24 protein-coding genes are annotated in these 21,652 nt (G+C 60.5%); 12 read left to right on the top strand and 12 right to left on the bottom strand.

Going from position 1 to position 21,652, the window contains the following annotated elements:
- Positions 1–125: 125 nt before the first annotated feature.
- Positions 126–1,223 carry a polyamine ABC transporter substrate-binding protein gene (locus NK667_RS07950; RefSeq protein ID WP_054614293.1) on the top strand — a complete coding sequence of 366 codons (1,098 nt, stop codon included), beginning with the start codon at positions 126–128 and terminating at the stop codon, positions 1,221–1,223.
- 368 nt (positions 1,224–1,591) lie between these two features.
- Here NK667_RS07950 and thpR read toward each other — a convergent pair whose 3' ends face one another.
- Positions 1,592–2,128, bottom strand: coding sequence for an RNA 2',3'-cyclic phosphodiesterase (thpR, locus tag NK667_RS07945; protein WP_054614292.1), 537 nt, complete (start codon positions 2,126–2,128; stop codon positions 1,592–1,594).
- A 60-nt stretch (positions 2,129–2,188) separates the two neighbouring features.
- Between thpR and NK667_RS07940 the strand changes: the two genes are divergently transcribed.
- Positions 2,189–2,383 carry a hypothetical protein gene (locus tag NK667_RS07940; RefSeq protein WP_054614291.1) on the top strand — a complete coding sequence of 65 codons (195 nt, stop codon included), beginning with the start codon at positions 2,189–2,191 and terminating at the stop codon, positions 2,381–2,383.
- A 15-nt stretch (positions 2,384–2,398) separates the two neighbouring features.
- Here the strand turns inward: NK667_RS07940 and NK667_RS07935 are convergent, their stop codons facing one another.
- Together NK667_RS07935 and NK667_RS07930 are read right to left on the bottom strand one after the other, a co-directional pair.
- Positions 2,399–2,752, bottom strand: a complete 354-nt coding sequence (locus tag NK667_RS07935) for a DUF1428 domain-containing protein (protein ID WP_054614290.1) — start codon at positions 2,750–2,752, stop codon at positions 2,399–2,401.
- A 230-nt stretch (positions 2,753–2,982) separates the two neighbouring features.
- Positions 2,983–4,050 (bottom strand): hypothetical protein, encoded by a 1,068-nt coding sequence (locus NK667_RS07930; protein WP_054616225.1) that lies wholly within the window; start codon positions 4,048–4,050, stop codon positions 2,983–2,985.
- Positions 4,051–4,441: 391 nt separating this feature from the next.
- On the opposite strand from NK667_RS07930, the gene NK667_RS07925 reads away from it, so the two are divergent.
- Positions 4,442–4,702 (top strand): hypothetical protein, encoded by a 261-nt coding sequence (locus tag NK667_RS07925; RefSeq protein WP_054051117.1) that lies wholly within the window; start codon positions 4,442–4,444, stop codon positions 4,700–4,702.
- 6 nt (positions 4,703–4,708) lie between these two features.
- Here the strand turns inward: NK667_RS07925 and NK667_RS07920 are convergent, their stop codons facing one another.
- Entirely contained in the window at positions 4,709–4,951 is a 243-nt protein-coding gene (locus NK667_RS07920; RefSeq protein ID WP_236708567.1) for a hypothetical protein, read from the bottom strand.
- 333 nt (positions 4,952–5,284) lie between these two features.
- Between NK667_RS07920 and NK667_RS07915 the strand changes: the two genes are divergently transcribed.
- Positions 5,285–6,331 carry a class I SAM-dependent methyltransferase gene (locus NK667_RS07915; protein WP_054051113.1) on the top strand — a complete coding sequence of 349 codons (1,047 nt, stop codon included), beginning with the start codon at positions 5,285–5,287 and terminating at the stop codon, positions 6,329–6,331.
- Positions 6,332–6,883: 552 nt separating this feature from the next.
- Entirely contained in the window at positions 6,884–7,726 is an 843-nt protein-coding gene (locus tag NK667_RS07910) for an NAD-dependent protein deacetylase (RefSeq protein ID WP_054614288.1), read from the top strand.
- 115 nt (positions 7,727–7,841) lie between these two features.
- On the opposite strand, the gene NK667_RS07905 is transcribed toward NK667_RS07910, so the two are convergent.
- The gene (locus NK667_RS07905; protein WP_054614287.1) at positions 7,842–8,744 is read right to left on the bottom strand and encodes a LysR family transcriptional regulator; all 903 of its coding nucleotides are present in this window, start codon (positions 8,742–8,744) and stop codon (positions 7,842–7,844) included.
- Positions 8,745–8,971: 227 nt separating this feature from the next.
- Between NK667_RS07905 and NK667_RS07900 the strand changes: the two genes are divergently transcribed.
- The 3 genes from NK667_RS07900 to NK667_RS07890 are packed head-to-tail and all read left to right on the top strand — an operon-like array spanning position 8,972 to position 11,565.
- Positions 8,972–9,670 carry a CoA transferase subunit A gene (locus NK667_RS07900; protein WP_054051106.1) on the top strand — a complete coding sequence of 233 codons (699 nt, stop codon included), beginning with the start codon at positions 8,972–8,974 and terminating at the stop codon, positions 9,668–9,670.
- A gap of 36 nt (positions 9,671–9,706) precedes the next feature.
- Positions 9,707–10,372 carry a CoA transferase subunit B gene (locus NK667_RS07895; protein WP_054051104.1) on the top strand — a complete coding sequence of 222 codons (666 nt, stop codon included), beginning with the start codon at positions 9,707–9,709 and terminating at the stop codon, positions 10,370–10,372.
- Positions 10,373–10,383: 11 nt separating this feature from the next.
- Positions 10,384–11,565 (top strand): acetyl-CoA C-acetyltransferase, encoded by a 1,182-nt coding sequence (locus NK667_RS07890; protein WP_054614286.1) that lies wholly within the window; start codon positions 10,384–10,386, stop codon positions 11,563–11,565.
- A 261-nt stretch (positions 11,566–11,826) separates the two neighbouring features.
- Here the strand turns inward: NK667_RS07890 and NK667_RS07885 are convergent, their stop codons facing one another.
- The gene (locus NK667_RS07885; RefSeq protein WP_054614285.1) at positions 11,827–12,429 is read right to left on the bottom strand and encodes an NADPH-dependent F420 reductase; all 603 of its coding nucleotides are present in this window, start codon (positions 12,427–12,429) and stop codon (positions 11,827–11,829) included.
- Between the two features lie 114 nt (positions 12,430–12,543).
- Here NK667_RS07885 and NK667_RS07880 point away from each other — a divergent pair, with 114 nt between their 5' ends.
- Positions 12,544–13,437, top strand: a complete 894-nt coding sequence (locus tag NK667_RS07880; protein WP_054614284.1) for a LysR family transcriptional regulator — start codon at positions 12,544–12,546, stop codon at positions 13,435–13,437.
- Positions 13,438–13,575: 138 nt separating this feature from the next.
- Here the strand turns inward: NK667_RS07880 and NK667_RS07875 are convergent, their stop codons facing one another.
- The 3 genes from NK667_RS07875 to NK667_RS07865 form a co-directional block, all read right to left on the bottom strand.
- Positions 13,576–14,898 (bottom strand): Nramp family divalent metal transporter, encoded by a 1,323-nt coding sequence (locus NK667_RS07875; RefSeq protein WP_054614283.1) that lies wholly within the window; start codon positions 14,896–14,898, stop codon positions 13,576–13,578.
- A 75-nt stretch (positions 14,899–14,973) separates the two neighbouring features.
- Positions 14,974–15,504: a DUF3833 domain-containing protein gene (locus NK667_RS07870; RefSeq protein ID WP_054614282.1), complete on the bottom strand. Its 531-nt coding sequence runs from the start codon at positions 15,502–15,504 to the stop codon at positions 14,974–14,976.
- 10 nt (positions 15,505–15,514) lie between these two features.
- The gene (locus tag NK667_RS07865) at positions 15,515–16,042 is read right to left on the bottom strand and encodes a chalcone isomerase family protein (RefSeq protein WP_054614281.1); all 528 of its coding nucleotides are present in this window, start codon (positions 16,040–16,042) and stop codon (positions 15,515–15,517) included.
- Between the two features lie 164 nt (positions 16,043–16,206).
- Between NK667_RS07865 and NK667_RS07860 the strand changes: the two genes are divergently transcribed.
- The 3 genes from NK667_RS07860 (at position 16,207) to NK667_RS07850 (ending at position 18,530) form a co-directional block, all read left to right on the top strand.
- Positions 16,207–16,992 carry a hypothetical protein gene (locus NK667_RS07860; protein ID WP_054614280.1) on the top strand — a complete coding sequence of 262 codons (786 nt, stop codon included), beginning with the start codon at positions 16,207–16,209 and terminating at the stop codon, positions 16,990–16,992.
- 80 nt (positions 16,993–17,072) lie between these two features.
- Positions 17,073–17,747: a glutathione S-transferase family protein gene (locus NK667_RS07855; RefSeq protein WP_054614279.1), complete on the top strand. Its 675-nt coding sequence runs from the start codon at positions 17,073–17,075 to the stop codon at positions 17,745–17,747.
- A 216-nt stretch (positions 17,748–17,963) separates the two neighbouring features.
- Complete coding sequence (locus NK667_RS07850) at positions 17,964–18,530, top strand: DcrB/PsbP domain-containing protein (protein ID WP_054614278.1); 567 nt, start codon at positions 17,964–17,966, stop codon at positions 18,528–18,530.
- A 4-nt stretch (positions 18,531–18,534) separates the two neighbouring features.
- Here the strand turns inward: NK667_RS07850 and NK667_RS07845 are convergent, their stop codons facing one another.
- The 3 genes from NK667_RS07845 to NK667_RS07835 all read right to left on the bottom strand — a co-directional run bounded on the left by NK667_RS07845 (position 18,535) and on the right by NK667_RS07835 (position 21,521).
- Positions 18,535–19,251 carry an alpha/beta hydrolase gene (locus tag NK667_RS07845; protein WP_054614277.1) on the bottom strand — a complete coding sequence of 239 codons (717 nt, stop codon included), beginning with the start codon at positions 19,249–19,251 and terminating at the stop codon, positions 18,535–18,537.
- 172 nt (positions 19,252–19,423) lie between these two features.
- Positions 19,424–20,536: a M14 family metallopeptidase gene (locus NK667_RS07840; protein WP_054614276.1), complete on the bottom strand. Its 1,113-nt coding sequence runs from the start codon at positions 20,534–20,536 to the stop codon at positions 19,424–19,426.
- Between the two features lie 202 nt (positions 20,537–20,738).
- Positions 20,739–21,521, bottom strand: a complete 783-nt coding sequence (locus NK667_RS07835; RefSeq protein ID WP_054614275.1) for an ABC transporter substrate-binding protein — start codon at positions 21,519–21,521, stop codon at positions 20,739–20,741.
- Positions 21,522–21,652 lie beyond the last annotated feature (131 nt).

Below are 21,652 nucleotides of genomic sequence, written 5' to 3'. Positions count from 1 at the left end.
AGATTGAATTCGCAGGTTTTACGACTGCTTCGCAGCCGAACGCAGGCTTCGCCAGCTGCTACAAGGGGTGCGCCAGCACTGCATTGTTTTGCGTATTTGAATAAAAAAGAAATGGAGTTGTACCGATGAAAATGTTTGGCAGGACTCTGCTGACACTGTCCTTAGTGGGCGCCCTGGCGACGGTTGCCCAGGCCAACGACAAGGTTCTGCGCGTTTATAACTGGTCGGATTACATCGCCCCGGACACGGTCAAGAAGTTCGAAGACGAGACCGGAATCCGCGTGACCTACGATGTGTTCGACAGCAACGAAACCCTTGAGGCACGCCTGCTTGCGGGTAAATCCGGCTACGACATCGTGGTGCCGTCCAACAGTTTCCTGGCCAAGCAGATCAAGGCTGGCGTGTATCAGACGCTGGACAAATCGAAGCTGCCTAACTGGAAAAACCTTAACCCGGTGTTGCTGAAAAACGCTTCGGCCAGCGACCCTAATAATGCTCACGCCTTCCCGTACATGTGGGGCTCGATCGGCATCGGCTTCAACCCGGCCAAGGTCAAGGAAGTGCTCGGGGCCAATGCGCCGACCAATTCCTGGGATTTGCTGTTCAAGCCGGAGAATGCGGAAAAGCTCAAAGCCTGTGGCATCAGTTTCCTCGATTCGCCCACCGAGATGCTCCCGGCCGCCCTGCACTATCTGGGCTACCCGGTGAACTCCCAGGACAAAGCGCAGATTGCCGAAGCCGAAGCGTTGTTCATGAAGATTCGGCCGTCGGTGGCGTACTTCCATTCTTCGAAGTACATCTCTGACCTGGCCAACGGCAACATCTGCGTGGCCGTGGGTTACTCCGGCGACGTGCTGCAGGCCAAGGCTCGCGCCAAGGAAGCTGGCGACACGGTGAAGATCGACTACAGCATTCCGAAAGAAGGCGCCGGCAGTTTCTACGACATGGTCGCCATTCCGCGAGACGCGGCGAACGTCGACAACGCCTACCTGTTCATGAACTTCCTGATGCGCCCGGACATCATCGCCGAGATCACCAACAACATCGGCTACAGCAACGCCAACGCCGCCGCGACGCCGTTGGTGGATGAAGCGATTCGCGATGATCCGGGGTCGTATCCGTCGCAGGCGGTGATGGCGACGCTGTATGCGATTCCTGACATGCCGATTGGTGTTCAGCGCGTCATGACCCGAGGCTGGACCCGCGTAAAACTCGGCAAGTAATTCGCTTGAAGACGCCTTCGCGAGCAGGCTCGCTCCCACAAGGAATGTGTGTTCACACCGCTCTAATGTGGGAGCGGGCTTGCTCGCGAAGACGGCGGCACATCCAGCATCAATGGCGACTGACACACCGCTTTCGCGAGCAAGCCCGCTCCCACAGGAGTCCGCGGTGAAACACAGACTTGTGAACGACAACGATCCCCTGTGGGAGCGAGCCTGCTCGCGAAGTGGCCCGGACATCCAACATCAATTTCAGCTGTCCCCTCTTCCGTTCACACAGCGCCTTACCACCGCTGCATTCCCTGCGAACGGCCTCACCTGGCTCCTCGGTTAAGGTGAACTTCAGGCGCCCTCGGGCGCCTTTTTTTGTCCTAGGGCATCAGCGGCCATTCGGCCAGCGCCCGATAGCGGCCCTTGTGCGATTCGAACAGCGTGAAGTGCTCGGCCCGCAGGATAAATTCGGGCGGTGTCTCGGACTCAGGCACCGGCAATCGGTAGTCCCGCATCAAGGTCAAATGCGGCCGAAACTCCTTCGGCGAATCCTCAAATCCAAACGGCAGCATCGCCTGCTCAAGCGCATACACCAGCCGCAACAACTCCGGCGGCGCCTGCTCCGACGCCAGCACCAAAACCCCATGCTTGCGCCACACATCCACTCGATCCAGCACCACCCGCAGCGCCACGCCCGGCACCCGAACCTTCGCTGCCGCCGTGCAGATATCGGCAATCTGCGCCACACCCACAGCACCCAGAAACTTCAACGTCAGGTGAAAATTCTCCGCCGGCACCGGCCGTCCGCTGCGTAGCTGCAAAGCGCCGCGCCACTGAGCAATCGCCCGCCGCTGCTCCGGCGCGCAGCTCAAGGCAAAAAACAGCCGCTTGAACGGTTCATGGGATTCGTCGCTCACGCCTGGCACCTCCTGACATGCACGTTATAGTTGAACCAACCGAATCAACCGGAGGGCGCCATGCGAGAGATCATCAGCAAAGAGCCATGGTGGGCGATGCCGCCGCAACCCGGCCAGAATGAGTCCGAGCTGGAATGGGGCTGGCTGGTTCACTATAGCGAAGGTGAGCCGCGTTTCGAGTTCGTCCGGGAACGACCGACGGACAACGAGATCCGCAATCGCAAGAGTTGCAGGATCACTCCGTCGCCAGAGTGATCCTGGGCTGGGTTTTTACGCCTGAAGCACAACGTTGAATCCGCCAAACACCATACGCTGGCCATCGAACGGCATCGGGTTGACGTCCTGTTGCATACGCGGATCGACCATGACTTTCTGCATTCCAGCATCGCGGGTGGCCTTGTCGGGCCAGACGATCCAGGAAAAGATCACGGTTTCGTCCTCCTTGAGTTTCACCGCCATTGGAAACGAGGTCACCTTGCCGTCGGGCACGTCATCGCCCCAGCATTCGGTAATGCTCAGGGCGCCGGCTTCCTTGAAGATCTTCGCGGCGATCTCGGCGTGCTTGATGAATTTTTCACGGTTGGCGGTGGGGACTGCGGCGACTAAGCCATCGATGTAAGACATGGTGGTTCTCCTTGATGAGTAAAAGACCAATACCAAGCGAACTCAAAACCTGTAGCGAGGGGGCTTGCCCCCGTTCGGCTGCGAAGCAGTCGTAAAATCCGCGAAGTCGGCGTGTCTGACACACCTCAGCGGAAGGCTAAAGGGCCGCTTCGCAGCCCAACGGGGGCAAGCCCCCTCGCCACAGCAAGCGCCCTCGCCACAGTGACTGGGTTCATCCTGAGCGGCATCGGTCAGGGGTCGATCTGCTGGGTAGTCGATTCCGCCGGGCTCCAATCGACAGCGCCACTGCCCGAACTGACCGACGGTACTTCAGCACTCCCCGCCAGATTCCCCTCGATTTGCGCGGCCAAATACAGCGTGCCCGCCATGACGCCGGTGGTCGGGTTTTGCAATAGCTTCGCCCAGGCCTTGTCGAAGGTGTTGCCCAGGCTGCTGCGGATCAACGCTTCGCTGTCTGGTCGGTCGCTGGCCTGGATGATCGCGCGGATCCCCGCCACGCCCACCGTGATCAAGCCGCCGGCCAGTTTGCCTGCCGCCGCCGCCACGGCACTGGCGGCGCCACGGGTGGGCATCTCGGCCTCCATCCGTTGGCTGGCACGCTTGGCCACTGGCGCCATGGCGGTTTCCGTCGAATCCACGCCTTTGTCGCCGCCGGCCTTGTGGATCTTGTCGATCAGCGCGGCATAGGCCGGCAGCGTGTTCAGCGGTTCGGTATGTACCACTTGATACAGCGAAGCATCCCGGGCCGGCGGCGGCCCCAAGGCAATCGCCGGAATCTTCTGGATCCGCCCGTTGAGCTGCGCCATCGGCACGCCGTGGCGCTGGGAAATTTTCTGCAGTTCTTCCTGGAGAATGTCCACGTAGAACGCCGTGGCCAGTCCGAGAATCGCATCGGGATCGATCTCCACCGCGACCGGTGCCAGCACGCGTTTCTGGTATTGATCGAGCAGATAAGTCGCCAGCCGTTTGGCCGAGGCATCCTGCTCGCCCGTGGCGCTGATCGTGTACCAACTGACCTTCATCGACAGCCATTCCTGGGTCCAGTAACTGCTGAACCAGGGAATGAAGTTTTCTTCGGTCAGTTGATAGACCCGCGTGCGCCAGTAATCCATGGCCCCGCGCGCATAAATTTTGGTCTGCTCGGTGGCCGATTGCGATGCGGCGACAATCTCCCGGTCGACCTGCTGCCAGGTGCTCGGCGCCACCACCACGACCGGCGCTGGCGCCGGGGCACGCGCAGACGTGGCGCAACCGGCCAACACCACCATCACGGCGACGATCAGCGAACGCAGGTTCAAGATCGCGGTGTCCTGGAGTCGCTCCCGAGCGAAATGCCGGGTGCTCATAAAGCTATTGAGTTGAGTATAGGTTCAGGGTTTTGGCCGTTCGTCTGGAGTTTTTTTGGTGTCCTTTAGGCCGTCTTCGCGGGCAAGCCTCGCTCCTACAAGATCGGCGATAGAACGATGAAAAAACCTTCACCATCATTCCCGTCGATATCCACCATCGTAACGAATGCCTTCCGCATAAAAACTGTCCGGTGCACGATCAGGCCATACCCACTGCAAACCCCGCATCGGAGGGGCACATCATGTTGATCCATCTCCTGACTTGCCTGGCCCTGACCGCCGTCACCCTGACCCTGTTTTCACGTTTCTTCCTGGACATCGGCCACACCGAGGAGCACCCGTCATGATCCGCATCGTCACTTTGGCCGTCAGTTTCCCGGTGTTCGGCACCAACTACTACTCGCAGCACGTGGTCTCGCGCAAAGAGATCGCGCTGGTGTTCGACAAGAACTTCGAAGCGCTGCTGATGCCCGCTGCCGCCAATCACTTCAGCAACGAAGTGGTCGGGATCAATGACCAGTTCCGCTTTCTGAACGATGTGCTGGTCGAGCATCTGCTCGATGCCGAAATGGCTCAGCCGTCATCCCGTCAATTCACCTTCTGACGAGCGTCACTTGCCCAGGTTTTGATTCATCAAACCGGGCTGTTCATTGGCGCTTTGCCACTGACGCAAGTTCTCGCAGCCTTTCACGTTGACTTCGGCCAGGTGACTGCGAGCGTCGCAGGTCATCGACCACTTTTGTCGCAGTGACGGGTACTTGATGAAGTCCGCGCGGGTCGGTGGTTCGCAGGCGGATAACAGTGCGGCAGACATTACCGTGGCGGCCAATTTCCAGGCGGCCGGATAGCTCATTTTTGATTTCATGATTATTGGTTTCCGATTGAGGAAAACCAATCCTATGGCCGGAATGGTTCTACTAGAAGAGCCACTTACATGGCATTTCGTGGAGCCATTTTCTGGAAGCTGACGACGCCTTCGCGAGCAAGCCCGCTCCCACAGGGGGTTTTGTACGGGTCATTGAGAGTTGCTTTCGTCGCCCCGCGCAGCAGTCCCTATCCCCCGGACTAAACTTAATGCACGCAGGGCGGGGTCCTCGTCCTGATCATTCCCACGACCACCGCCCAGGGGCGCACGCCTCGACAAACAAGGCCTCTGGACCGTGATCCTGCAATAGGAGCACACGTGATGGACGAGGCCAGACTCAACGATTTCATGGGCAAACTGGTCAACGACATGGGCGGCGCGGCGATGCTGGCCAATGTCATTCTCGGCGAAGAACTCGGTTTGTATCGGGCCATGGCCGACAGCCAGTCAGTCACTCCCGAAGCACTCGCCGACAAGACCGGTTGCCACCCTCGCCTGGTGCGCGAATGGCTCAGCGCCCATGCCGCGTCCGGTTACATGGAACATCAGGACGGCCAGTTCCGTCTGCCCGAAGAACAAGCCCTGGCCTTGGCGATCGAGGATTCGCCGGTGTACATCGCCGGCGGTATCGGCGTGGTCGCGTCGTTTTTCCATGACAAGGACAAACTGGTGAAAGCCTTTCGCGGCGATGGCGCCCTGCCTTGGGGCGAGCACCATCCGTGCATGTTCAGCGGCACCGAACGTTTTTTCCGCCCTGGCTACAAGGCGCACCTGATCGCTGAATGGCTGCCGGCCCTGGAAGGCGTGGTCGCCAAACTCGAGGCCGGGGCCAAAGTCGCGGACATCGGCTGCGGGCATGGCGCCTCGACCGTGATCATGGCGCAGGCGTTTCCGGATTCACGGTTCGTCGGCTTCGACTACCACGCGCCCTCGGTCACCGTCGCCACCCAGCGCGCCGAAGCCGGTGGTGTGTCGGGACGCGCGCGGTTCTTTCAGGGTACGGCGAAAAGCTATCCAGGCACCGACTATGACCTGGTTTGCTACTTTGATTGCCTTCACGACATGGGCGACCCGGTCGGCGCTGCGCGGCATGCCTACGACTCGCTGAAACCGGACGGCTCGGTGCTGTTGGTCGAGCCTTATGCCAATGATTCTCTGGACGACAACATCACCCCGGTGGGACGGCTGTTCTACGCGGCTTCGACGTTCATCTGCACCCCGAACTCGCTGTCTCAGGAAGTCGGCCTCGGGCTCGGCGCCCAGGCCGGTGAGGCGCGGTTACGCAAGGTATTTACCGAAGCCGGCTTCAAGCATTTCCGCCGGGCGACGGAAACGCCGTTCAACCTGATTCTAGAAGCACGTAAATAAACACCTGAAACAAGGTGAACACAGCCTTTGTAGCAGCTGGCGAAGCCTGCGTTCGGCTGCGCAGCAGTCGTGAAATCAGCGGACGCGGTTTTTCAGAAAGACCGCAAGCTCAGGTTTTACGACTGCTGCGCAGCCGAACGCAGGCTTCGCCAGCTGCTACGAGTCGAGTTATCTGCGAGATCAGGTTTTACGACTGCTGCGCAGCCAAACGCAGGCTTCGCCAGCTGCTACAGGTTGCGTTTTTTGCGAGAGCCGCGTTGTGATCGGCAAATGCTACCCTGCAAACACCCAAATTTTACGACTGCTTCTTGAAGCACGTAAATAAGGTGAACACAGCCTTTGTAGCAGCTGGCGAAGCCTGCGTTCGGCTGCGCAGCAGTCGTGAAATCAGCGGACGCGGTTTATCAGAAGGACCGCATGCTCAGGTTTTCGACTGCTGCGCAGCCGGACGCAGGCTTCGCCAGTTGCTACAGGTTGCGTTATTTGCGAGAGCCGCGTTGTGATCGGCAAATGCTACCCTGCAAACACTCAAGTTCTCCCGGAGTGTTGAACATGCTCGACAGCCCCATCCGCGAACAGCTCGACCGACTTCAGCAGTTAATGGCCGACCAGCCGTTCGCGGTGCTGACCGGCGCGGGCATCAGCACGCCGTCGGGCATTCCGGACTACCGCGATAACCAAGGCGTACGCCGGGGCCGGCAGCCGATGATGTATCAGGAATTCCTCGCCGCTCCCGAATCGCGGCGCCGTTATTGGGCGCGGGCGATGCTCGGTTGGCCGCGAGTGCGCCTTGCCAGTCCGAATGCGGCCCATGAGGCGCTGGCCAGTTTGCAGAGTTCGCGGCAGATCGGCGGGCTGATCACCCAGAACGTCGACACCCTGCACGACCAGGCCGGCAGCCACGACGTGATCGAACTCCACGGCAGCCTGCACCGGGTGCTGTGCCTGGACTGCGGCCAGCGCAGCGAACGCGATGCGATCCAGCAACTGATGGAAGCGCAAAACCCGTACTTGGCCGGGGTCGATGCAACGCAGGCGCCGGATGGCGATACCTTGCTCGATCCGGCGTTTGAAGCGCGCTTTCAAGTCCCGCACTGCCCCCATTGCGGTGAGCAACGGATGAAACCGGACGTGGTGTTTTTTGGCGAGAACGTCGCGCAGGTGACGGCGGCCAAGGCCATGGCGGCAGTTGAGAAAGCGGCGGGATTGCTGGTGGTGGGGTCGTCGTTGATGGCGTATTCGGCATTTCGGTTGTGCCGGGCGGTGGTGGATCAGGGCAAACCGTTGATTGCGATCAACCTGGGCAAGACCCGGGCGGATGAGATTCTGGATATGAAGATTGAGGGGTCTTGCGAACAACTGTTGCCGCTGCTGACACAGCGCCTCTCCCACTAAATGCGCTAAACCCCTGTGGGAGCGAGCTTGCTCGCGATGAGGTCGTCACATTCAACAATGATGTCGACTGACACTCCGCCATCGCGAGCAAGCTCGCTCCCACATGGGGCCATGATCAGCCGGTGGATAATCGCTGACCTAGATCGGCCTCCTTGAAAATATCAAACAACGCCTGCGCCGCCGCTGACAGTTCATGCCCCGGTTTAGTCAGCACACCAATCGCCCGCTCCACCACCGGGTCGCGCAAGGTGATGCAGTGCGCGCCCAGTTCCTGCATCTGCCTGACACACAACGCCGGCACCGCGCTCACGCCCAACCCGCTGGCGACCATCCGCCCGACCGTCGCCAGTTGATGGCTTTCAAACTCCACCGGCAGTTTCATACCCCGAGCCTGCAAGTGTTCTTCGAGCATCACCCGCACCGTGGACGGTCGCTGCAAGGTGATAAACGGTTCCTTCAATAGCGTCTGCCAGTCGATATCGTCGAGTGTCGCCAGCGCCGAATCATGCGGCACCACCGCGACAAAGCGGTCGATGTACAACGGCGTAAACTCCAGCGAGGTGCTGTGGGCCGGTTCGAACGACACGCCGAGTTCAACCTGGCGATCGCGGACCATTTCCAGCACCTGCTCGTTGATCACGTCGTTCACCGTGACGTTGACCTTTGGGTAACGCGCGCGGAAAGTCTTGAGGATCGGCGGCAAAAGGTTGCCGGCAAACGACGGCATCGCCGCCACCGTCACGCGACCACGCTGCAAGGTGAAGCGCTGGCGCAGTTCGTCTTCGGCATTGTCCCAATCGGCGATCAGCCGACGGGCCAGAGGCACCAGTGATTCACCCTCCGGGGTCAGCGCCACGTTACGTGTATTGCGGCTGAACAGACGCCCGCCGAGGCCTTCTTCCAGTGCCTTGATGGTCAGGCTCAACGCCGATTGCGACAGGTGCAAGCGCTCGCAGGCCACGGCAAAACTCAGGCTCTGGGCCACGGCCAGGAAGGCGCGGATCTGCTTGACGGTCATGGCGAATGGCTCCTGTAATTGGCGTATGTGCTATCTGTAGGAGCGAGGCTTGCCCGCGAAGGCGTCCTTGAAATCGCCATCGCGCGCAAGCTCGCTCCCACAAATTTGATTGGTGAGTTTTATCTATCAATCAACCTTAAAAATCAACTTAACAAATGAATACGCCAGCGCGACACTCACTTCCACTATGGCTAGCCAGCCGCCCATAAAGAATAAAAGAGGTGCATATGGCAGGTTTCGACAAGCGCGTGAGTTCCTACGAGGAAGCCCTTGCAGGTCTTGAAGACGGCATGACCGTGATCGCCGGCGGCTTCGGCCTGTGCGGGATCCCGGAAAACCTCATCGCCGAGATCAAGCGCAAAGGCACCCGTGACCTCACGGTGGTTTCCAACAACTGCGGCGTCGACGGCTTCGGTCTCGGCGTGCTGCTGGTAGACCGGCAGATTCGCAAGGTGGTGGCTTCCTACGTCGGCGAGAACAAACTGTTCGAAGACCAGCTGCTGAAAGGCGAAATCGAAGTCGTTTTGACCCCTCAAGGCACCCTCGCCGAAAAAATGCGCGCAGGCGGCGCTGGCATCCCGGCGTTCTTCACCGCCACCGGCGTCGGCACCCCGGTCGCCGAAGGCAAGGAAGTGCGTGAATTCCACGGTCGCAAGTACCTGATGGAAGAATCCATCACCGGTGACTTCGCCATCGTCAAAGGCTGGAAAGCCGACCATTTCGGCAACGTCATCTATCGCCACACCGCCCAGAACTTCAATCCCCTGGCCGCCACCGCCGGCAAGATCACCGTGGTCGAAGTCGAAGAAATCGTCGAGCCCGGCGAGCTGGACCCGGCGCAGATCCACACCCCTGGGATCTACGTCGACCGGGTCATTTGCGGCACGTTCGAGAAGCGCATCGAACAGCGCACCGTGCGTAAGTGATCCCCTGCCCCCGGACCGAATGAAGGAATAACAACAATGGCACTTTCCCGCGAACAAATGGCTCAACGCGTCGCCCGCGAAATGCAGGACGGCTTCTACGTGAACCTGGGCATCGGCATCCCGACCCTGGTCGCCAACTACATTCCCGAAGGCATGGAAGTCATGCTGCAGTCGGAAAACGGCCTGCTCGGCATGGGTCCTTTTCCTACTGAAGAAACCATCGATGCCGACATGATCAACGCCGGCAAACAAACCGTGACCGCGCGAATCGGCGCGTCAATCTTTTCCTCGGCCGAGTCCTTCGCGATGATTCGCGGTGGCCACGTCGACCTGACCGTGCTGGGCGCCTTCGAAGTAGACGTTGAAGGCAACATCGCTTCGTGGATGATCCCGGGCAAACTGGTCAAGGGCATGGGCGGCGCCATGGACCTGGTGGCCGGCGCAGACAACATCATCGTGATCATGACCCACGCGTCCAAGGACGGTGAGTCCAAGCTCCTGTCCAAATGCAGCCTGCCGCTGACCGGCGCCGGGTGCATCAAGCGTGTGCTGACTGACCTGGCTTACCTGGAAATCGAAAACGGTGCGTTCATTCTCAAGGAACGCGCGCCGGGTGTCAGTGTTGAAGAGATCGTCGCCAAGACCGCCGGTAAACTGATCGTGCCGGATCATGTTCCGGAAATGCAATTCGCTGCCCAGTGAGGAATCATTCCATGCAAGACGTCGTTATTGTTGCCGCCACCCGTACCGCCATCGGCAGTTTCCAGGGTGCGTTGGCCGGTGTGTCCGCCGTTGACCTGGGCGCTGCGGTAATCCGTCAGTTGCTGGCGCAAACCGGGCTCGACCCGGCGCAAGTCGATGAAGTGATCATGGGCCAGGTGCTCACCGCTGGTGCCGGGCAAAACCCTGCGCGCCAGTCGGCGATCAAGGCTGGCCTGCCGTTCAGCGTGCCGGCCATGACCTTGAACAAGGTCTGCGGTTCGGGCCTCAAAGCCCTGCACCTGGCGACCCAGGCGATTCGCTGTGGCGATGCCGACGTGATCATTGCCGGCGGCCAGGAAAACATGAGCCTGTCCAACTACGTGATGCCGGGCGCGCGCACCGGTCTGCGCATGGGTCACGCGCAAATCGTCGACACCATGATCAGCGACGGCCTATGGGATGCGTTCAACGATTACCACATGGGCATCACCGCCGAGAACCTGGCGGAGAAGTACAGCCTGACCCGCGAACAACAGGACGCCTTCGCCGCAGCCTCCCAGCAAAAAGCTTCGGCAGCGATTGAAGCCGGGCGTTTTGTCGATGAGATCACGCCGATCCTGATCCCACAGCGCAAGGGCGATCCACTGTCCTTCGCCACCGACGAACAGCCACGGGCCGGCACCACCGCCGAAGCCTTGGGCAAACTGAAGCCGGCCTTCAAGAAGGACGGTTCGGTGACCGCTGGCAACGCCTCGTCCTTGAACGACGGTGCTGCCGCTGTGATCCTGATGAGCGCCGACAAAGCCAAGGCTCTGGGCCTGCCGGTGCTGGCGAAAATCGCTGCTTACGCCAACGCAGGCGTAGACCCGGCAATCATGGGCATCGGCCCGGTATCGGCGACTCGCCGCTGCCTGAGCAAAGCCGGCTGGTCGATCGACCAACTGGACCTGATCGAAGCCAACGAAGCCTTCGCCGCGCAATCTTTGGCGGTGGCCAAGGACCTGGAATGGGATCTGAACAAGGTCAACGTCAACGGCGGCGCCATCGCCCTGGGCCACCCAATCGGTGCGTCGGGTTGCCGGGTGCTGGTGACCCTGCTGCATGAAATGATCAAGCGCGACGCCAAAAAAGGCCTCGCCACCCTGTGCATCGGTGGCGGTCAAGGCGTGGCACTGGCGATCGAACGGGCTTAACGGGTTCAACAGACAGCGCGGGGACCCACGAATATCCGTTCGCTGTCTGGCAACACCCCGGCGTGTCTGAATGTGCTCGGCCTGTGCCGACGCTGACTAACTGTGGCGAGGGAGCTTGCTCCCGCTCGAGTGCGAAGCGCTCGCAGAATCTTCGACAATTGCCGAAATTTTGGGGCTGCTTCGCAACCCAGCGGGAGCAAGCTCCCTCGCCACAAAAGCTACTCAGCAGTTCAGATGCACCGGGTTCTTTTTGCCTGGCTATCAGCCAAATTTCACCAGATTCAGAATCGGCAACGGCCCACCCGGGAACTGTGCCAACCGCGCCCCGACACTCAGCTCGCCAAGATCAATCCCGCAAAATCCCAACTGCTCAATCAGCGCACTGACCTGCCCTTTCGCCTCAGCATCATCCCCCGAAAAAAACAGCACCCGCTTGCCCCCCTCCGCCGCCGGATCGCTCTCCAGCAACCGCGCCGCCAGGTGATTGAACGCCTTCACCACTCGCGCCCCCGGCACCCGTTCGGCGAACACTTCGCTGGACGTACGGCCCTGCAAATCCACAGCCTTGAACGCTGGCGCCTCAATCGAATTGTTCGCATCGATAACGATCCGCCCGCCAAAGTCCGGCAGCCCTGCCAGTGCAGTCGGCAATTTCGACCAGTTGACCGCGACCAGCACAATGTCTTGCGCCGCCGCTTCTTCACGGGTGCCGGCACGGGCCGTTGGCCCGAGTTCTTCCACCAGCGACGCTAAAGTTTGTGGGCCGCGGCTGTTGGCGATGACCAATTCAATCCCTTTCCGGGACAGGGCCCGGGCAAAGGCAGAGCCGATGGCGCCAGCGCCGATGATTCCGATAGTGCTCATGGTTTTTCACACCGATACAGGTTGTCGTTGAAGTGAATACTGCACTTGCCATTAGCGCTTGATTAGCCGGTAATGATTTGAATTATCTTCAAGCATTGCTATCAGGTGCCAGCTATGGAAACCCTCGCCAACCTCGAATCCTTTGTGCGCAGCGCCGAAACCGGCAGCTTTTCCGCCGCCGCGCGTTTGCTGGCGCTGACACCGGCAGCGGTCAGCCGCAACGTGGCGATGCTGGAACGCAACCTCGGTGTGCGGCTGTTCCAGCGTTCGACCCGCAAACTGTCCCTGACCGAAGCAGGGGAGCGTTTTCTGGCGAGCATCGGCGGCAATCTGGAGGCGTTGCAGGCAGCGATCAGTGCCGTGAGCGGTGATCGCGGCGAGCCGGCGGGTGTGCTCAAGGTCAGTCTGGCGCCGACGTTCGGGATCGGTCATGTGTTGCCGTTGCTGCCGACGTTTCTGGCGCGTTATCCGTTGATTCGACCGGAATGGCATTTCGAGAATCGTCAGGTCGACTTGATTGCCGAAGGCTATGACGCGGCCATCGGTGGTGGTTTTGAGCTGACGCCGGGGGTCATCTCGCGGCGGTTGGCGGCGGCGGATATCGTCGCCGTGGCGTCACCGGCTTACCTGGCCGGACGCGCCCTACCCGTCACCCCGGCGGACTTGCTCGGCCACACCGGCATTGTGATGCGCGGCATCCGCACCGGGCGGATTCGTCAGTGGGTGATGCGCGATGGTGCCGGCCAGGAAGTCAGCGCCGCGCTGAATGAAAACATCGTCCTCAATGACCCGGCCGCCATGCGCGAAGCTGCGTTGCTGGGTCTGGGTGTGACGCTGCTGGTATTGCCGGACGTGGTCACGCAAATCCAGCGCGGCGAGCTGGTGCGCTTGTTGCCGGACTGGCACGCGGATGCGGGGCCGATCTCGCTGTACTACCCGAGTCGCACGCTGATGCCGGCCAAGACCCGGGTGTTTATTGATTTTGTGATGGAAGCGTTTGGCGGGTGACCGCGTTATCGTTCTTCGCGAGCAAGCCCGCTCCCACAGGGGATCTGCAGTGAACTGAATATCTGTGTGCAACCCAATCACCCTGTGGGAGCGGGCTTGCTCGCGAAGAGGCCAGCCCAGCCAACACACCTCCTGGACTCAAACCACCAACTGCAAAATCAACCACGCATTCGCCGCGCTGATCACCGTAAACAACCCCCACGCCAACACCCGCGTCGGCAGCCGATTCACAAACGGCCCCATCAGCTTCTGGTCGTTGGTCATGCTGATCAACGGGTACAGCGCAAACGGCAGTTGCAGGCTCAACACCACCTGACTCATCACCAACAATTTGCCAATCGCGTTGTCGCCCATCAGCCACACGCCGATGAACGCCGGGATCAGCGCCAGTCCGCGCGTGATCAATCGTCGTTGATAGCAAGGAATCCGCAGGTTCAGGTAACCCTCCATGATCACTTGCCCGGCGATGGTGCCGGTGAACGTCGAGCTCTGCCCCGAGGCCAGCAGTGCGACGCCAAACAACACACTGGCCAAGGCACCACCCACCAGCGGATCGAGCAAATGATAGGCGTCCTGGATGTCCACCACGTCGCTGTGCCCGGTGGTGTGGAACGCGGCGGCCGCCAGAATCAGAATCGCCGCGTTGACCAGTAACGCCAGCGCCAGCGAGCCGATGGTGTCGATGCGCGCCAGTTTGACCGCGTCCTGCTTGCTGGCCAGGTCCTTGCCGATCATCCGGGTTTGCACGATCGAGGTGTGCAAATACAGGTTATGCGGCATCACCGTGGCCCCGAGAATACCGATGGCGATGTACAGCGGCGCGGCGTCGCCGATGGCCGACAGCGACGGGGTGAAGCCACGGGCGACGTCCGGCCAGTAGGGTTTGATCAGCAGCAGTTCGACGAAGAAACACGCGCCGATAGTGCCGACCAGCACCAGCATGATCGCTTCCAGTCGACGGAAACCACGGTTCTGCAAGGCCAGCACCAGCAGCGTGTCAAACGCAGTCAGGGCGATGCCGAAGGTCAGCGAACAGCCCAGCAGCAAATGGAACGCCAGGGCGCAGCCAAGCACTTCGGCAAGGTCGGTGGCGATGATCGAGATCTCCGCCAGCACCCACTGGGTCCGCGCGGTACGAGTGCTGTAGCGCTCCCGCGACAGTTGCGCCAGGTCACGTCCGGTGGCGATGCCCAATCGCGAGCACAAACACTGCACCACCATCCCCGCCAGGCTCGCCAGCAACACCACGAACAACAAGCTGTAGCCAAACCGCGAACCGGCCTCGATGGCCGTGGCCCAATTGCCCGGGTCCATGTAGCCGATCGACACCAACAAACCAGGCCCGGCAAAACGCAGCATGCGCTTGAAGAACGTCGCATTCGGGTCAACGGCAACACTGCCGGCCACTTCCGGCGGGCAAAACGGCGCCGTGGCGATTTTGGGCAAAAAGCTGAATTTCACGCAAACATCCAGAAACAATTGGAAAGACGCAGCTTAGACGGTTCGAGCCTCTTGAGGCTACACACCAGGCAGCTTCTACGAGGCCCCGTGCCGGCGGAAGAACAACGTCACCTGACCCAGTTCGAAGCCGAACTTGGTCATCGCCGAGCGATTGGCCATGGTGTTTTCGTCGAGCAGGTACATCCAGTCATCGAAGTGCACCTGGTAGACCTTGTCGTCCACCGGCAGGCTGAGAATGTAGCGCCAGTGCAATGCGTTTCCGGCCACTTCACCGCTCGACTCGCCGACCACATCGCCGGCCGTACCGCGCCAACGGCCAGGACCGTCCGGGTGCAGGGTCCAGACTCGAGTCTGTTTCGTGCCGTCGCTGTAGGTAAAGTCCTCGTGCATGATCAGATTCGGCCCGTCCATGCGGCTGTCGATCAGCACATGAAAGCGCTTGACCACCTCCCCCGAACGCTTCTGGAACATCCCCCAGCCATCCACCCGGCCGACAAAGAACCCCGGCAAATCGAGCTTGGGGTTTTGCTCGCTGTAGCGCTGTACATCGACGCCGCTGCAACCGGCCAGACAAACGAACAGAACCAGCAACAGCTTCTTCAACATGACGACGCCCTCAAGGCTTGGCGGTACCCAACAACTGCTGACGCAATTCAGGATTACGGGTGCGCGGATCGAGCCAGATATCGAAAAAGGCTCGGGCGAATTGCGGGTCTTTCACTTCGTGTTGCAGTTGCTGGCCGACAAAAAAACGCGCGCCCTGCCCCGGCAAATACACCCCGGTGATGCGCGTGCCAGCCTGGACATCGACGAACGACTGTTGCATCTGCGCCTTCCAACCGGCCAGTTGCGCGGCGCTGACCGAGGCGCCGGACAAGCGCTTGATTTCATCGACGCTGGCCTGCACCAGATCCTCCCGGGAAATGCTGCGTTGGTAGATCAGTTCCAGGGCAAACGGCTGGTCCGGCGCCAGCGGTCGCGCCGCGCTCCAGAGCCGCGCGTTGTAGACATCGAAGCCAAACACCCGAAACTCCCCAGCACCGATAATCTGCGCGCCGGGCACGCCATCCTGCCAATTGGCCAGGGCCTGGGCGCCAAGCAAGGCCAACAGCAAAAGACTGTGTCGTAGAAAGGATCTGTTCATGGCCGCTCGATGTACGCTGAAACCCTTGGTAAAACTTATACGCAAATAGGGATTCTGTACAATTTCCTGGCCAGTGTTTTTGTATACAGGATTGAGCCATTTATAGAGCAATCCATCGCCCACAGTGCTAACGTTGCCGCCTCACACAGGTCGGAGGTGCGTGCGTGCTGATGCTCAAATTGCTGGTGATTCCCGGGTTCCTGCTGCTGATTTCCCTGGCGGGCAAGCGCTGGGGACCGAGCGTGGCCGGGTGGCTGTCGGGGTTGCCGGTGGTGGTCGGGCCGATTCTGTTTTTCCTCGCCATTGAGCAAGGCCAAGTGTTCGCCGCCCAATCCGCCACGGCCGCACTGTCTGCAATGTTCGCCATGATTGCGTTCTGCGTGACCTACGCCCAAGTCGCGCAACGCGCTGGTTGGCCATGGGCGCTGACGGTTTCCCTGCTGGTGTGGGCCGCCTCGGCGGTGGTGCTGTCGGTGATTCCGCCGTCCCTGACGTTTTCGGTGATCGCCGCCGCTACCGCGCTGCTGGCCGCGCCGTACCTGTTTCCGTCGGTGCAACCGATTGTTTCCGGCCCCAAGCCCAAGTCCGACAAACTGCTGCTGCGCATGGTCGCCGGCGCGCTGCTGACGCTGGCCGTGACGCTGTTGGCCAGCACCGTGGGCGAACGCTGGAGCGGCTTGCTCGCGGTTTTCCCGGTACTCGGCAGCGTGATGGCAGTGTTTTCCCAGCAAACCCGTGGCCCCGCCTTCACCGCCGCGTTGTTGCGCGCCACCGCCACCGGCATGTATTCGTTCGCGGCGTTCTGCCTGGTGCTGGCGCTGACCTTGCCCAGCCTCGGCCTGCCGGCGTTCGGCCTCGGCGTGGCGGTGTCCGTGGGCATGCTCGGGGTGACCCGACGCTTGCTGGCGAAACCGGCACCGACAACTCGTTCGATCACTTCGAACGAGTAGACCAACAACCTCGCACGTCAATCGAACGGGTTTCGCTCAACATCAGCCTCAGTTCAAACCCACTGACTGAGGCCTTCCCCATGAAATTCTTTTTCCATCCTTCGCCGAACCCGATGAAAGTCGCCCTGCTGCTTGAAGAACTGCAAACACCCTACGAGCTGATCGGCGTCGATACGTTCAAAGGCGAGCAACATTTGCCGGCGTTCCTGGCGATCAACCCAAACGCCAAGGTCCCGGCCCTGGTGGACGGCGATGCCACGGTGTTCGACTCCCAGGCGATCCTGCTGTACTTGGCGCAAAAACATCAGCGTTTCCTGCCGACCACTGTTGCCGGTCAGGCTGAGTTGCTGTCCTGGCTGATGTTCATCGCCACCGGCCTGTCGCCGTTTTCCGGCCAAGCCGTGCACTTCCTGCACCACGCACCAGAAGACCTGGCCTATGCGAAAAACCGTTACTTGAAAGAAGTTGAACGCCACTATCGCGTGCTCGACCAGCGCCTCGCCGAGCATCAATACCTGGCCGGCGACACTTACAGCATCGCCGACATGGCGCTCTGGGGCTGGGCTAACTATGCGCCGTACATCCTCGGTGAAAACGGTCTGGCGGCGTACCCGAACGTCAAGCGCCTGTTCGACGAAATCAGTGCGCGTCCGGCGGCCCAGCGTGCTCACGGCTTGAAAGAGCAACTGGTGCTCAAGGCAGAATTCGACGAAGAAACCCGGCGTAACCTGTTTCCGCAGAATCAGGCGTCGTAAAGGCACACCCGTAGCAGCTGTCGAGCCCCGGCGAGGCTGCGTTCGGCGGCGAAGCCGTCGTAAAATCAGGCAACGCGGTGTTTCAGGATGACCGCGCATGCCGGGTTTACGACGGCTTCGCCGCCGAACGCAGCCTCGCTAGGGCTCGACAGCTGCTACGGGGGGGCATTCCGTGGGATGATCGCCCCCTAGCGCGATTATCCCCGGAGAGTTTCAATGTCATTGTTCAGTAAAAAAGCCGTTGTCCTGTTGCTGACGGCGGTTGCCAGCCTGGGGGCGTTGAATGCTTACGCCGCCAAAGCCAAGACCAGCGATGGCGCGCCGATCAAGGTTTCGATGCTCAGCGGCAAGTTCACCTTTACCTTGCCCAAGGGCTTCGTCGCCAACCCGCTGCCGCCCGGTGCGACTGGCGCAACGGGCACCATGTACGCCAACGAGACCACCAAAACAGTGGTGATCGCCGCGGAAAACAACCTGGCGCCAGGCGTCAACGTCAAAGACAACGACGGCGAATTCCTCGACACCACCGCCGCCGACTTCGACGTGGCAGAACACAAGAATCTGCCGGATTTCACCAAGCTCAGCGAAAAAAGCCTGACCATGAAAGGCACCGGCCTCGGCCTGCGCCAAGTGGACAGCACCGCCACCCAGGGCGGCGGCAAGACCCTCAACACCACGCTGATGGCCGGTTCCGGCAACCGGATGGCGGTGATTCAGATCATCTCGCGCCCGAGCGACAAGGCTGGCCACGACACGCTGGTCAAGCAGATCACCGGCAAGTAAATGCTCAGGGATTCAGCCGCTGAAGCCAGGTGTTCAAGTCCTGGATTTCGGCGGCGCTGATGCTGTGGCCCAGGCCTGCGTACGTATGAAACTCAGGCTTGAGTGAGAGTTTCTGCAACAGGCTGTTGGCCGCCGTGCCATCGACCACAGGCAAGCGTTTGTCCTCAGTGCCATGACCGATGAAAATCGCCAGCGACTGGCGTTTTTCATCCGGTTTCAGCTCCGACTTGAGCACCGGCAGAATCCGCCCGCTCAACGCGGCAATCCCGCCCACGGCTTCAGGATGACGCAAGCCGACCTCGTAGGACATGATCGCGCCCTGGCTGAAACCCACCAGGAACACCTTGCTGGCGTCGGTGTGATATTTCTTCGCCGCTTGGGCGATGAAATCCAGCAACACCTTGCCGCTGGTCTTCAGATCATCGGTTTCACCGTTGTAGGCGCCGTCGCCTTTCTTGCGAAACCACTGGTAACTGTCCGCATCCAGCGCCACCGGCGCCTGCACTGACAGGTAGTTGTATTGCGCTGGCAATTCGTCCTTGATCCCGAACAAGTCACGCTCGTTACTGCCATAGCCGTGGAGGAAAATCACCAGCGGCTGGTTGTGCGAATCAGGATTGGCCTGCTCGAGGTATTTGAGCGGCAGATCAGTGTGCAGCGGGGTTTGAGCGTGGACCGTGGCGGACGCCAGGAGCATGAACAGCGCGAAAAACTTCAGCATAAACCTTCCTTCACAGGGGGCAGGATTTGGGGGATACCCTAACACCCCGCAGATTTTTGGTGTGGCGGATGCCGCCTTCGCGGGCAAGCCTCGCTCCTACATTGGAATGCGATCAAATGTAGGAGCGAGGCTTGCCCGCGAAGAGGCCCCGACAGGCAAAAAAGATCTCGGATCAATCGTTGGTCAACTTCCCAACCCGGAACGGCACCCGCCCCGCCACTTTCGCCTGCCACGTCCCCGGCTGGGTATAGCGCCCGCGATCAATCGCAAACAACACGCCACTGGTCCCGGCCCGCACGGTCGTGACCCGATCGCTCAACGGATCGACCACTTCAAACAACGCATCGCCCTGCTCCACCCACTCGCCCGCTTCGCGCAGAAAACTGACCACGCCGTGGTGTGGGGCGAACAGGTACTCGGTGCCGGCGAACGGCATGCCTTCGCAGCACTCACTCGGCGCCGCCGGCCAGGTGCCGCTGATAAAACCCTGTTCCGCGAGAAAGCCCAGAATCGCCTCGCAATTGGCCTGGGCCTGATCGACCCGGGTGTCGCCCATGCTGCCCAGCTCCACAGTGGTGGCGAGGTTCGCTGGCGGAATCGCCGCTTCCGGGAAGGTCCGCGCCAGACGCAACCACGGCGTCGAGCAGGACTCGTCGAACGAGCTGCCGCCGGAGTCTTCGCAGAGCAATGCCACACCCGCTTTCAAGCGTGCCGCCAGCGACTGCCACTGCGGCCAGTGCTGCGGCAAGGCGTACACATGAATCGCCGCATCGAAGTCGCAATGCAAATCCAGGGTGATATCGGCGTCGCAGGCATGGCGCAACAGCAAGCGGTGCATGGCTTCCAGTTGCGAAGCCGGGGCCGGCAGACCGTCGAGCACCTGGCCCATGGTCTGGCGAATCAGCGAGATATTGACCTCGGCATCATCGCCCAACTGGCCACCGATCAACGCGGCGACCGGTTCACTCAGTTCAACGAACGCACGGTTGAAGTTCTTGCCGCTGCCCAGCTCGAAACGGCCCATGTGCGCGCCTTGCAGGTGCTGGTCCAGACCGATCGGGTTGGCCACTGGCACCAGTTCGATAACGCCTTGCAACTGGCCTTGGGTTTCGAGTTCGGCCAGGCGCTTTTTCAGTTCCCATGCGGTGCGCATGCCGGGCAATTCGTCGGCGTGCAGGCTGGCCTGGATGTAGACCTTGCGAGTACCGGCGCCATAACGAAACACACTGAGAGTGCGCTCGGTGCCGAGGTGGCTCCAGGGCAGTGGGTGGTCGATGCGTTGCATGAGAACTCCGATAGTCGGAACAATGAGATCTCCCTGTGGGAGCGGGCTTGCTCGCGAAAGCGGTGTGTCAGGCGATATCAATGCCGACTGACACGGCCTCTTCGCGAGCAAGCCCGCTCCCACAGGGATCTGGCGTTCAAAAAGGATGACACAAAAAAAATGGCCACCGCGTCAACGGTAGCCACTTTTTCATCCGGCTGGATTACTCGCCGCCGTACACATCAAAGTTGAAGTACTTGTCCTGCACTTGCTTGTACTTGCCGTTGGCGCGGATCTCGGTGATGGCGGTGCTGAATTGGTCTGCCAGCGCCTTGTCACCCTTGCGCACAGCGATACCGGCGCCGCCGCCGAAGTACTTGGCGTCTTCGTAGGTCGGGCCCACGAAGGCGAAACCTTTACCGGCGTCGGTTTTCAGGAAACCGTCGTCCAGGGTGACCGAGTCGGCCAGCGTCGCGTCGAGGCGGCCGGAGACTATGTCCAGGTTGGCTTCCTGCTGGGAACCGTAACGCACCAGGATAATCCCGGCCGGTTGCAGTACTTCAGTGGCGAAGCGGTCGTGGGTACTGGCGCGCAGTACACCGACTTTCTTGCCCTTGAGTTCGGTCAGCGGGTCCTTGACGTCGGTGCCTTCCTTCATCACGAAGCGCGCCGGGGTGTGGTAGTACTTGATGGTGAAATCGACGTTTTTCTTGCGGTCGTCAGTGATGGTCATGGACGACAGGATCGCGTCGATTTTCTTCACTTTCAGGGCCGGGATCAGGCCGTCGAACTCTTGCTCGACCCACACGCATTTCACTTTCATCTGCTCGCACAGCGCGTCGCCGATATCGACGTCGAAACCGGTGAGTTTGCCGTCAGAGGTTTTCATCGAGAATGGCGGGTAACCGGCTTCGATACCGATGCGGATCGGCTTGGCGTCTTCGGCCACAGCGGTCAGGGACAACATCGACAGTGCCAGGGCACCGAACATCACTAGCTTCTTCATTTATAACTCCTGTGTGCGGAGGCTTTTATTGGCAGCTTTCGATTGGTCGCTTTCGGTCGGTGCTCTTGTGGAGAACCCCGAAGTGGCCGGCAGTCTAGAGCGGCTACAGGAGGGCGAATTATGTTTAAGCG

The organism is Pseudomonas nunensis (assembly GCF_024296925.1).
GTDB lineage: Bacteria > Pseudomonadota > Gammaproteobacteria > Pseudomonadales > Pseudomonadaceae > Aquipseudomonas > Aquipseudomonas nunensis.
Note: the sequence above shows the minus strand (reverse complement) of the source record. Positions and strands in the feature narration are given on the sequence as shown.